Annotated in this window: 9 protein-coding genes and 1 tRNA gene; all 10 read right to left on the bottom strand. The window is 54.0% G+C overall.

Annotation, left to right across the window (positions count from 1 at the left end; translation table 11 throughout):
- Positions 1-10 precede the first annotated feature (10 nt).
- Entirely contained in the window at positions 11-1,903 is a 1,893-nt protein-coding gene (locus QLG08_RS14970) for a DEAD/DEAH family ATP-dependent RNA helicase (protein WP_014595165.1), read from the bottom strand.
- A gap of 177 nt (positions 1,904-2,080) precedes the next feature.
- A complete protein-coding gene (nlpI, locus tag QLG08_RS14965; RefSeq protein WP_013024357.1) occupies positions 2,081-2,965 on the bottom strand; it encodes a lipoprotein NlpI in 885 nt (294 codons plus the stop codon).
- Positions 2,966-3,094: 129 nt separating this feature from the next.
- The gene (pnp, locus tag QLG08_RS14960; protein WP_014606747.1) at positions 3,095-5,224 is read right to left on the bottom strand and encodes a polyribonucleotide nucleotidyltransferase; all 2,130 of its coding nucleotides are present in this window, start codon (positions 5,222-5,224) and stop codon (positions 3,095-3,097) included.
- 306 nt (positions 5,225-5,530) lie between these two features.
- Positions 5,531-5,800, bottom strand: coding sequence for a 30S ribosomal protein S15 (gene rpsO, locus QLG08_RS14955; RefSeq protein WP_006121766.1), 270 nt, complete (start codon positions 5,798-5,800; stop codon positions 5,531-5,533).
- 123 nt (positions 5,801-5,923) lie between these two features.
- Positions 5,924-6,868 (bottom strand): tRNA pseudouridine(55) synthase TruB, encoded by a 945-nt coding sequence (gene truB, locus QLG08_RS14950; RefSeq protein ID WP_015701095.1) that lies wholly within the window; start codon positions 6,866-6,868, stop codon positions 5,924-5,926.
- On the bottom strand, positions 6,868-7,275 hold the full coding sequence (rbfA, locus tag QLG08_RS14945; protein WP_014606748.1) for a 30S ribosome-binding factor RbfA: 408 nt from the start codon (positions 7,273-7,275) through the stop codon (positions 6,868-6,870). Before rbfA ends, truB begins: the two co-directional genes overlap by 1 nt.
- 65 nt (positions 7,276-7,340) lie before the next feature.
- Complete coding sequence (gene infB / locus QLG08_RS14940) at positions 7,341-10,025, bottom strand: translation initiation factor IF-2 (protein ID WP_013024353.1); 2,685 nt, start codon at positions 10,023-10,025, stop codon at positions 7,341-7,343.
- Positions 10,026-10,042: 17 nt separating this feature from the next.
- Complete coding sequence (nusA, locus tag QLG08_RS14935) at positions 10,043-11,530, bottom strand: transcription termination factor NusA (RefSeq protein ID WP_014595162.1); 1,488 nt, start codon at positions 11,528-11,530, stop codon at positions 10,043-10,045.
- A gap of 24 nt (positions 11,531-11,554) precedes the next feature.
- Positions 11,555-12,007, bottom strand: coding sequence for a ribosome maturation factor RimP (gene rimP / locus QLG08_RS14930; protein WP_006121761.1), 453 nt, complete (start codon positions 12,005-12,007; stop codon positions 11,555-11,557).
- A gap of 211 nt (positions 12,008-12,218) precedes the next feature.
- Positions 12,219-12,295 (bottom strand) — tRNA-Met (locus tag QLG08_RS14925).
- Positions 12,296-12,336: the final 41 nt, after the last annotated feature.

Genomic DNA, 12,336 nt, shown 5'->3' with positions numbered 1-12,336 from the left:
CTTAGCTCGCTTACGCGTCACGACGACGTGGTGCAGCCGCACCGTCTTCACGACGTGGACCACGACCGCCTTCGCGGTTGAAGCTGCGTCCGCCTTCACGACCACCTTCACGGCGCTCAGAAGAGAAACGACGCGGGCCCTGACCTTCAGGACGTGCACCGCCGCCACGACGTTCGCCAGCACCAGCGCCAGGACGACGCTCGCCACGGCCACCTTCGTGCGGCTGAGCATCACCCAGCAGCTGCATATTCATTGGCTTGTTCAGAATACGCGTACGGGTAAAGTGCTGCAGCACATCACCTGGCATGCCTTTCGGCAGCTCGATGGTGGAGTGCGTACCAAACAGTTTGATGTTACCGATGTAACGGCTGCTGATATCGCCTTCGTTGGCAATTGCGCCCACGATGTGACGCACTTCAACACCGTCGTCACGGCCCACTTCAATGCGGTACAGTTGCATATCGCCAACGTCACGACGTTCGCGACGTGGGCGGTCGCCATCACGGCTTTCGCGTGGACCACGTGCATCACGGCTCTCACGACGATCGTCACGCTCACGGAATTCACGACGCGCTGGACGTGGTGCATCAGCAGGAACGATCAGCGGACGCTCACCCTGTGCCATTTTCAGCAGCGCAGCAGCCAGCGTTTCGATATCCAGCTCTTCTTCAGGCTGCATCTTCGCCAGCAGCGCACGGTACTGTTCCAGATCGCTGCTTTCCAGCTGCTGCTGAACTTTTGCCGCGAACTTAGCCAGACGACGCTGACCCAGCAGTTCTGCATTTGGCAGCTCAACTTCTGGAATGGTCAGCTTCATGGTGCGTTCGATGTTACGCAGCAGACGACGTTCGCGGTTCTCTACGAACAGCAGTGCGCGACCTGCACGACCAGCACGACCGGTACGGCCGATACGGTGAACGTAAGATTCTGCGTCCATCGGAATATCGTAGTTAACAACCAGGCTGATACGCTCAACGTCCAGGCCACGGGCCGCAACGTCGGTAGCAATCAGGATATCCAGACGACCATCTTTCAGGCGCTCCAGCGTCTGCTCACGCAGTGCCTGGTTCATATCGCCGTTCAGTGCCGCACTGTTGTAACCGCTGCGCTCCAGCGCTTCAGCCACTTCCAGCGTTGCGTTTTTAGTGCGCACGAAAATGATCGCAGCATCGAAGTCTTCTGCTTCAAGGAAGCGAACCAGCGCGTCAGTTTTACGGCCGTAAGCCGTCCAGTAGCTCTGGCTGATGTCTGGGCGCGTAGTCATGCTTGACTGAATGCGCACTTCCTGCGGATCTTTCATGAAACGCTTGGTAATACGACGAATCGCTTCTGGCATGGTGGCAGAGAACAGTGCGGTCTGATGACCTTCTGGGATCTGCGCCATGATGGTTTCAACGTCTTCGATGAAGCCCATGCGTAACATTTCATCGGCTTCGTCCAGCACCAGACCACGCAGGTTAGACAGATCTAACGTGCCACGTTTCAGGTGATCCAGCAGACGGCCTGGAGTACCTACGACAACCTGTGGTCCCTGGCGCAGGGCGCGCAGCTGCACGTCATAACGCTGGCCGCCGTAAAGGGCAACCACGTTCAGACCGCGCATATGTTTAGAGAATTCGGTAACAGCTTCAGCTACCTGCACCGCCAGTTCGCGGGTCGGTGCCAGCACCAAAATTTGCGGTGCTTTAACAGTTGGATCGATGTTGTGTAACAGCGGCAGCGAGAACGCTGCAGTTTTACCACTCCCGGTCTGCGCCATACCTAATACGTCACGGCCCGCCAGCAGGTGAGGAATACACTCAGCCTGGATTGGGGATGGCTTGACATAGCCCATGCCGTTCAGTGATTCAAGGAGTTCGGCGTTCAGGCCAAGTTCTGCAAAAGTGGTTTGAATATCAGTCATGTAGTACACGTGCCTCGTTGATTGCGGCGGCCAGTCTACATAACTCGTCGTGAAAACTTTCAGTCATTTTCATCAAAAAGTGTGAACCGGCTCAAATTAGAAGTTTTGACGAACAGAAAAGCCCTCATCCCTGAAGATGATGACTTGACAGGTTTTACAGGCAAAAAAGTTCGTCAGCTATTGCTGGTCAGATTCTGATAAATCGTCTTGTGCCTGGCCGAGTTGCGCCAGTTCCAACAATGCGTATCGGTGTTCAACAAAGTTATTCACGTTGTTGGCAACCGCCAGTTTGAACAACGCTTCTGCGTTGTCCTTCTCCCCCAGACTTAGGTAATACTTACCTAAATAGAAGTTGGTTTCACTGAGATGTTCAGCGAGCGAGGTGTTATCCGTTGCGTCCGCCTTGAGACGTTCCATCAGTGTTGCTTCGCTGATGTCGCCCAGGTAGAACTCGACAATATTCCATCCCCATTGGTCCTTGACCGCTTTGTCGTAACGCTGCTTAAGCGCCACTTTTGCTTTGTCGGCATCCATCCTGCTTTCAACCAGGTAGAGCCACAAGCTGCGGAAAGGATCGTTAGGATCGTCTTGATAAAACGCCAGCAGATCATCTTGCGCTAACTTGTATCGACCGCCGTAATAGAGGGCGATACCACGATTTAAATGCGCATAGTTGTAAGTTGGATCAAGCTCAAGTACAGAATCAAACGCTTCATAGGCGGCATCAAAGTTGCCCGCCTGCGTTAAGTATATACCAAGATAGTTAAACACTTCTGGCATATCTGGTCTTATAGACAGCGCTTGCGAAAAATCGTTCCGCGCTAATGCCCTCAGACCCAAACTATCATACAACACTCCGCGCTCATATAACAGCTGTGCGCGTTCATCATCGGTAAGGGCTCGACTGGCAAGAATTTGTTCCATGCGAGCCAGAATCACTTCCTGTTGCAGTGTGGGCTGTAAAGGTACTGCAAGAACTTCGTTCTTACGCCAATTGGAGTTGCTGCATCCTGCCAGCGTCAAAGCTGTCGCAACAAAACACCAGCGCAAAAAAGGCTTCATTTCCCACTCCCGAATACAAACATTGGGACAACCATCCTGTTATCCGCCTGCTGTGCACAAGGATTCCCGCCCTCGCGATGACACAAAAGCCTCTCCCTGCCAGGCAAGGAGAGGCAAATCAGGAAAGACTTATTCAGCGTCAGGTGCGCTCTCAGCTGCAACAGCTTCAGGCTTGGTTTCTGTCGCTTCTTTGATGCTCAGACGTACGCGGCCCTGGCGATCGACTTCCATCACCTTCACCGGGACTTCCTGACCCATCTGCAGATAGTCAGTCACTTTCTCAACGCGCTTATCGGCGATTTGAGAAATATGCACCAGACCTTCTTTACCACCGCCGATAGCGACGAAGGCACCAAAGTCTACGATACGTGTGACTTTACCGCTGTAGATACGGCCCACTTCGATTTCTGCGGTGATCTCTTCGATACGACGAATCGCTTCTTTCGCTTTCAGACCATCGGTTGCTGCGATTTTCACGGTACCGTCATCTTCGATTTCGATGGTTGTACCGGTTTCTTCGGTCAGCGCACGGATCACAGAACCGCCTTTACCAATCACATCTTTGATCTTGTCTGAATTGATCTTGATGGTGTAAATGCGCGGTGCGAACTCAGAGATTTCCTGACGCGGCGTGCTGATAGCCTGTTCCATTACGCCCAGAATGTGCAGACGCGCACCTTTGGCCTGGTTCAGCGCAACCTGCATGATCTCGCGGGTGATGCCTTCAATTTTAATGTCCATCTGCAGCGCAGTGATACCTTCACGGCTACCGGCGACTTTAAAGTCCATATCGCCCAGATGATCTTCATCACCCAGGATGTCGGACAGGACAACAAACTTGTCGTCTTCTTTCACCAGGCCCATTGCGATACCCGCAACAGAGGCCTTGATTGGCACACCGGCATCCATCAGTGCCAGAGAGGCACCACAGACCGAGGCCATAGAAGAGGAACCGTTAGATTCGGTGATTTCAGAAACCACACGCACGGTATACGGGAAATCTTCAGCTTTAGGCATCACGGCCAGCACGCCGCGCTTCGCCAGACGACCGTGACCGATTTCACGACGCTTAGGCGAGCCCACCATACCAGTCTCACCAACGGAGTACGGAGGGAAGTTATAGTGGAACAGGAAGCTGTCGGTGCGTTCGCCCATCAGCTCATCCAGGTTCTGCGCATCGCGGGTGGTGCCCAGCGTCGCGGTCACCAGCGCCTGTGTTTCACCACGGGTGAACAGTGCGGAACCGTGTGTACGTGGCAGAACGCCCGTGCGCACGTCCAGACCACGGATCATGTCTTTTTCACGGCCATCAATACGTGGCTCGCCGTTCAGGATGCGGGTACGAACCACATTCTTTTCCAGGCTGTGAACGATATCGCCGATTTCGGCCGCATCGAGTGATTCATCTTCTGCCAGAAGCGCAGCAATGGTTTCGTCTTTAATGACGCCAACCTGGGTGTAACGCTCTTGCTTATCGGTAATGCGGTATGCATCGCTGATACGGGTTTCGGCCAGCGCCGCAACGCGTGAAATCAGTGCAGTATTTGCCTGCTCTGGCTGCCAGTCCCAACGCGGTTTGCCCGCTTCGGCAACCAGTGAGTTGATGTTTTCAATCACGATCTGCTGCTGATCGTGGCCAAACACCACCGCACCCAGCATCTGCTCTTCAGACAGGATTTCCGCTTCAGATTCCACCATCAGAACGGCGTTCTGTGTACCGGCAACAACCAGGTCCAGACGGGATGTTTTCAGCTCATCAGCCGTTGGGTTCAGTACATACTGGTCATTGATATAACCTACGCGTGCCGCACCGATAGGGCCGTTGAAAGGCAGACCTGACAGCGCCAGGGCTGCAGAAGCACCGATCATGGCAACGATGTCCGGGTGAACCTGTGGGTTAACTGAAACAACGGTCGCAATAACCTGCACTTCGTTGACGAAACCTTCCGGGAACAGCGGACGCACCGGACGGTCAATCAGACGTGAAATCAGGGTTTCACCTTCGCTTGGGCGACCTTCACGACGGAAGAAGCTACCTGGGATACGACCAGCAGCGTAAGTACGCTCCTGATAGTTAACGGTCAGTGGGAAAAAGTCCTGACCTGGCTTGGTTTTTTTCTGACCAACAACGGTGACAAATACTGCGGTATCGTCCATGCTCACCATCACGGCGGCGGTCGCCTGGCGAGCCATCATGCCGGTTTCCAGCGTGACGGTATGTTGACCATATTGGAATTTGCGTACGATCGGATTAAGCAAAATCAAAGTCCTTAACATCGGGGCAGTGCTATATTGAGCCTGCCATTGATTACCGATCCTCGTTGCATCCTCGCGACTAATGACAACCCTTAACCGCCCCTGCGGTAAAAGCCTCTCATTAGCCGCGCGAACCTCTGCAAACAAAGATCACACCCAACAACAATACATGAGTTTGCTCAGGATTGCTGCGCATTGCTCGAAAAAAGGGGCCATAAAGGCCCCCTTTTCATGAAACTCGCACAAATCAGATCGCCAGTCGGGTTTTAGCGCACTTAAGTGGCATCCCTGACGACCCAATTTTAAGACTTAGCGACGCAGACCGAGACTTTCGATCAGGCTGCTGTAGCGTGCAACGTCTTTACGCTTCAGGTAGTCCAGCAGCTTACGACGCTGAGATACCATGCGCAGCAGACCGCGGCGGCTGTGGTGGTCTTTCTTGTGCTCAGAGAAGTGGCCCTGCAGATGGCTGATCTGCGCGGTCAACAGTGCAACCTGAACTTCGGTTGAACCGCTGTCGTTAGCACCACGACCATATTTAGCAACGATCTCTGCTTTAGCTTCTACGCTTAGAGACATAATAAACTCCAGTTAAATGAATGTATGGGCGCCGATCTCTAATTCAGCATCCCGCTTTAAAGCCGCGCCATTCTACTCTTCGCCAGAGGGCAACGCAAATGCCCAACGCGGAAAGCGCACAACTTAATTCTGATACTCCACCACTAAACGGCGGGGGGCAATTCGGCCATCCTCGGCAATTTCGGCCATGCCGATAAATTTGCCCTCTTCACCTTCGGTGACGCGGACTAAGCCCTGGGCTGGCGCCTGACTGGCGTGAACCGGCTGGCCCTGCTTAAAGTACGCGGCGACATCGGATGAAACGTTAACCGCCGGATAATCGGACGCCGGGCTATCCATTGGCAGAAGCAGCGGATCAAGGTGCTGCGCCAGATCTTCACCTGTCTCACTGGCGCGATGCTGCAGTGCCTGGAGCTGCTCCAGTGTGACCATCTTCTCAAACGGATAACGGGCAACCTGTACCCGGCGCAGCATGATAACGTGCGCACCGCAGCCAAGCTTCTCGCCCAGATCGTCAATAATGGTGCGAATGTAGGTACCTTTGGAACAGTGGACGTCCAGCTCCAGCTCATTGCCCTGCCAGCGAATAAACTGCAGCGCATAAACGGTAATCGGGCGGGGTTCACGTTCGATGGTGATGCCTTCACGTGCGTACTCATACAGTTTTCTGCCCTGATGTTTCAGTGCAGAAAACATGGAAGGCACCTGCATGATATCGCCACGAAAACTGTCCAGCGCCGTGTCGAGTTCTGCCTGAGTGAAGGTCACAGGACGGGTCTGCACCAGATTGCCGTCCGCATCGGAGGTATCGGTGCGTTCACCCAGGCGGGCAATCACACGATAGCGCTTATCGGAGTCCAGCAGATACTGAGAAAACTTGGTGGCTTCCCCCAGGCAAATCGGCAACATGCCGGTGGCCAGAGGATCGAGCGCGCCGGTATGTCCTGCACGGTTAGCGTTGAAAATACGCTTGACCTTTTGCAGGACATCGTTGGATGACATCCCTTGTGGTTTATCCAGCAATAAGACGCCATGGACGTCGCGACCGCGACGACGAGGACGACTCATTACGCCTCCTCGTCATCGTCCGTGGCCTCAGGACCACGACGCTCAACGTCTTTTTTCACCACGTTGGTGACGAGGTTAGACATGCGCATCCCTTCGATCAACGAGTTGTCGTAGAAGAAGGTCAGTTCCGGCACGATACGCAGGCGCATGGCTTTACCCAGCAGCGTGCGGATATAACCCGAGGCTTCTTTTAACGCTTTCAGGCCATTTTGTACGGCTTCTTCATCTTTATCATTGAGGAAGGTAACAAACACTTTGGCGTAAGCGAGGTCACGGGATACCTCAACGCCAGAAACGGTCACCATCATGCCCAGGCGCGGATCTTTAATTTCACGCTGCAGGATCATGGCTATCTCTTTTTGCAGCTCCTGCGAAACACGCTGCGGACGGCCAAATTCTTTCGCCATTTTTATTTCTCCCAAATAATTCGGGAGGCCAGCGGCCTCCCAAATTGCATCATTAACGCTAAGACTTAAGCGATAGTGCGTTTAACTTCAATCACTTCGAAGACTTCGATCATATCGCCGACACGAACGTCATTATAGTTCTTCACGCCGATACCGCACTCCATGCCGTTACGCACTTCGTTCACGTCATCTTTAAAGCGACGCAGTGATTCCAGTTCGCCTTCGTAGATCACCACGTTATCGCGCAGTACGCGGATTGGGTTGTGACGTTTGATATTGCCTTCCGTCACCATACAACCTGCCACTGCACCAAATTTCGGTGATTTGAACACGTCACGCACTTCAGCCAGACCGATAATCTGCTGTTTGTACTCTGGAGCCAGCATACCGCTCATCGCGGCTTTCACTTCGTCAATCAGGTTATAGATGACGGAGTAGTAACGCAGATCCAGGCTTTCAGCATCGATCACGCGGCGCGCGGACGCGTCAGCACGAACGTTGAAGCCCAGCAGGATAGCGTTGGATGCCGCTGCCAGCGTGGCGTCGGTTTCGGTGATCCCACCTACGCCTGAACCGACAATCTTCACCTTCACTTCGTCGGTGGAGAGTTTCAGCAAGGAGTCGGAGATCGCTTCCACAGAACCCTGTACGTCGGCTTTGAGCACGATGTTCAGTTCGGACACTTCGCCTTCGGTCATGTTCGCAAACATGTTTTCCAGCTTAGATTTCTGCTGACGCGCCAGTTTCACTTCGCGGAATTTGCCCTGACGATACAGTGCCACTTCACGCGCTTTCTTCTCGTCACGTACCACGGTCGCTTCATCACCCGCTGCCGGTACACCGGACAGGCCGAGGATCTCAACCGGGATTGAAGGACCCGCTTCCATCACTTCGCGGCCCAGTTCGTCACGCATCGCACGGACACGGCCGTATTCGAAGCCGCACAGAACGATGTCGCCCTTGTTCAGCGTACCTTCGCGTACCAGCACGGTGGCAACCGGACCACGACCTTTGTCGAGGAACGATTCAATCACCACGCCGCTCGCCATACCTTCACGGATAGCGGTCAGCTCAAGGACTTCAGCCTGCAGCAGGATAGCATTTAACAGGTCATCGATACCGGTACCCGCTTTCGCAGAGACGTTAACGAACATGTTTTCGCCGCCCCACTCTTCGGGGATGATCCCGTACTGCGTCAGCTCGTTTTTAACACGATCCGGATCGGCTTCTGGCTTATCGCACTTGTTCACCGCAACCACTACCGGCACTTTCGCCGCTTTGGCGTGCTGGATAGCTTCAACGGTCTGTGGCATCACGCCATCATCCGCCGCGACGACCAGGATAACGATATCCGTTGCCTGCGCACCACGTGCACGCATCGCGGTAAACGCGGCGTGGCCCGGGGTATCCAGGAAGGTTACCATGCCGTTTTCAGTTTCGACGTGATACGCACCGATGTGCTGCGTAATACCGCCCGCTTCGCCAGAGGCGATTTTGGTCGAGCGGATATAGTCCAGCAGGGAGGTTTTACCGTGGTCAACGTGGCCCATGATGGTCACGACCGGCGCACGGGATTCCTGTGCGGCATCGGTATCACGATCGTCCATTACCGCTTCTTCCAGCTCGTTCTCACGACGAAGGGTCACTTTGTGGCCCATTTCTTCGGCAACCAGCTGTGCGGTTTCCTGGTCGATGACCTGATTGATGGTCGCCATGGCGCCCATTTTCATCATCGCTTTAATGACCAGTGAACCTTTGACGGCCATTTTGTTAGCCAGTTCGGCAACGGTAATGGTTTCGCCAATGATGACATCACGGTTAACCGCCTGCGCTGGCTTGTTGAAGCCCTGCTGCAGTGCGCTTGGTTTGCGATGCTTACCGCCTTTACCGCCACGAACCTGCGCACGCGCTTCTTCGCGGTCAGTTTTGGCTTCTGAATGCTTGTTGCCTTTTTTCACCGGACGGGCAGCTTTCGCACTGCGGGTACGGGCACGGCCTGCTTCAACCTGACGATCGTTCTCGTCTTCGGCCTGGCGGGCATGCGTAGAGGTGGTGACGTGATAGTCGCCCTTATCCTCTTCTTCAGGCTTTTCCCATTCAGCCGCTTTTTCTACGGCTAAACGGCGGGCTTCTTCCGCAGCGAGGCGGGCAGCCTCTTCCAGCTTACGGCGCGCTTCTTCTTCCGCTTTACGCTTCAGTTCGGCGGCTTCCGCTTCACGACGTGCTTTATCGGACTGCGCGGCCTTGGTCACTTCGTCGGTAGGTTGATTAGTCACTTTCTCATTTTCCGCTGCTGCACGCTTGGCCTTTTCAGCGGCTTCGCGCCTGGCTTTCTCTTCGGCTTCACGTTGCGCTTTCTGTTCCGCTTCACGACGCGCTTGTTCAGCGGCCTCGCGTTGCGCCTGCTCTTCCGCTTCACGCTGTGCCTCAGCTTCCGCTTCTGCCTGAGCTTGCTCAGACTCTGCATCACCTTTCACGTACGTACGCTTTTTGCGGACTTCGATTTGCACCGACTTACTTTTACCCCCGGTGCCAGGAATATTCAAGGTGCTACGCGTTTTGCGCTGCAATGTCAGTTTGCCTGAACCGGCCTGACCATGCTTCAGGTGAGACAGTAAGGTTTCTTTCTCGTGCTGGGTCACCGCATCATTTTCAGACTTTGGGATCCCCGCATCAGCAAACTGCTGTACCAGGCGATCGACCGAAGTCTGAATTTCTGCTGCCAGCGATTTTACGGTTACATCTGTCATGCTGTTCCTTCCTGTTATTACGCGTCATCGCCGAACCAGCAGATATTGCGTGCGGCCATAATTAGCGCGCCAGCTTGCTCATCAGTCAGCCCTTCAATATCCGTCAGGTCGTCAACACCTTGCTCGGCGAGATCTTCCAGCGTGCAAACGCCTTTCGATGCCAGACGGAAAGCCAGTGCACGATCCAGACCTTCGAGATTCAGGAGGTCTTCTGCAGGTTCCTGATTACCCAGGCTCTCTTCTTTTGCCAGTGCCAGGGTGGTTAACGCATTTTTTGCTCGTTCACGCAGGGCTTCAATGGTCTCTTCGTCGAGGCCGTCAATTTCCAACAGCTCGTTGATTGGCACATAGGCCATTTCTTCCAACGTTGAGAAGCCCTCTTCCACCAGAATGGTGGCGAACTCTTCGTCGATGTCGAGATGTTTAGTGAACATATCGATCGCCGCATGTGCTTCAGCCTGATGCTTGGCCTGCAGATCATCGACGGTCATCACGTTCAGCTCCCAGCCACTCAGCTGTGAAGCCAGACGCACGTTTTGGCCATTACGGCCGATCGCCTGGGCCAGATTGCCAGCCTCAACAGCGATATCCATCGTGTGGTTATCTTCATCAACCACGATTGACGCCACATCGGCCGGAGCCATGGCGTTAATCACAAACTGTGCCGGGTTGTCGTCCCACAGCACGATATCGATTCGCTCGCCGCCCAGCTCACTAGACACTGCCTGAACACGCGCACCGCGCATACCCACACAGGCACCAACGGGATCGATACGTTTGTCATTGGTTTTTACTGCAATTTTGGCACGCGAACCCGGATCGCGGGCAGCGGCTTTAATTTCAAGGACTTCTTCGCCAATTTCTGGCACCTCAATGCGGAACAGTTCGATCAGCATTTCAGGTTTAGAACGCGTCACAAACAGCTGCGCGCCGCGTGCTTCAGGACGCACGGCATACAAAACGCCGCGGATACGGTCGCCCGGACGGAAGTTTTCACGTGGCAGCATGTCTTCACGCAGGATCACGGCTTCAGCATTGTTGCCCAGGTCCAGCGAGATGTTGTCGCGGTTAACTTTTTTCACCACACCGGTGATGATTTCGCCTTCCTGCTCGCGGAACTGATCCACCACCATCGCACGTTCGGCTTCGCGCACTTTTTGTACGATAACCTGTTTCGCCGTCTGCGTCGTGATACGGTCAAACGTAACAGATTCAATCTGGTCTTCTACGTATTCGCCCAGATTGAGAGACTCGTCTTCGTAGCGCGCCGCATCCAGCGTAATTTCGCGCGTGGGCTGCGTAACCTGCTCTACGATTTCCCAACGACGGAACGTGTCGAAATCGCCGCTCTTACGGTCGATGCTGACGCGTACGTCAATTTCCTGCTCGTACTTTTTCTTGGTCGCAGTCGCCAGCGCGCTCTCCAGCGCTTCGAAGATTTTCTCACGCGGCAGGGCTTTTTCGTTAGAAACGGCTTCTACAACAGCTAAGATCTCTTTGTTCATCCTGGTTAGCCTCAATCCGGACTTTTAAAAGTGGGGGACCAGGTTCGCTTTCTGAATATTACTCAGCGCGAACACCTCGTCGTTACCCTCAACGTTTACCGTTATCATCTCGCCCTCAACAGACTTGATGATTCCCTGCCATTTACGGCGGTTTTGAACGGCCATACGCAGCACCAGGCTCACCTCATCGCCGGTAAAGCGTGCATAATGTTCTGCAGTGAACAGAGGACGATCGAGCCCCGGTGAGGACACTTCAAGGTGGTAAGGCACCGTGATGGGATCTTCCACATCCATCACCGCACTCACCTGGTGGCTGACGTCCGCGCAATCGTCAACATTGATGCCATCTTCACTATCAATATAGATGCGCAGGGTTGATGTGCGACCACGAACGAATTCAATTCCGACCAGTTCGTAGCCGAGCGCTTCTACCGGAGCAGATACCAACTCTGTCAATTTTTGCTCTAATGTGGACAAGCCCACCCCCAAGACATAAAAAAAGGGCCTATAGCCCAGTATTACGATTCGCTAATAACAAAAAACCCCGAATATTCGGGGCTTTTTATCACTGGACCCTGTATGCCGCACTGCGGCCCGGACGCCCATCCAAAAGAATTTTTTTCAAAATTCGCTGCTTATGCGCCCGTCGATGCACACAGTATATTTGAAAAAGAACTCTAAGGGAAAGTGGTTGCGGGGGCCGGATTTGAACCGACGACCTTCGGGTTATGAGCCCGACGAGCTACCAGGCTGCTCCACCCCGCGTCCGAAAACGTGGCGAATATTACGCCGAACATGCATAAAAT

The sequence above is a fragment of the Pantoea sp. V106_11 genome, from assembly GCF_029967885.1.
In the GTDB taxonomy this organism is placed as follows: domain Bacteria; phylum Pseudomonadota; class Gammaproteobacteria; order Enterobacterales; family Enterobacteriaceae; genus Pantoea; species Pantoea ananatis.
The sequence above is the reverse complement of the archived record's forward strand: the minus strand, read 5'-3'. Positions and strand labels throughout refer to the sequence as shown.

Coding starts and splice junctions, on each gene's coding strand:
- infB (WP_013024353.1), bottom strand. CDS start 10,025: ATGACAGATGTAACCGTAAAATCGCTGGCAGCAGAAATTCAGACTTCG.
- rpsO (WP_006121766.1), bottom strand. CDS start 5,800: ATGTCTCTAAGCGTAGAAGCTAAAGCAGAGATCGTTGCTAAATATGGT.
- nusA (WP_014595162.1), bottom strand. CDS start 11,530: ATGAACAAAGAGATCTTAGCTGTTGTAGAAGCCGTTTCTAACGAAAAA.
- rbfA (WP_014606748.1), bottom strand. CDS start 7,275: ATGGCGAAAGAATTTGGCCGTCCGCAGCGTGTTTCGCAGGAGCTGCAA.
- QLG08_RS14970 (WP_014595165.1), bottom strand. CDS start 1,903: ATGACTGATATTCAAACCACTTTTGCAGAACTTGGCCTGAACGCCGAA.
- truB (WP_015701095.1), bottom strand. CDS start 6,868: ATGAGTCGTCCTCGTCGTCGCGGTCGCGACGTCCATGGCGTCTTATTG.
- nlpI (WP_013024357.1), bottom strand. CDS start 2,965: ATGAAGCCTTTTTTGCGCTGGTGTTTTGTTGCGACAGCTTTGACGCTG.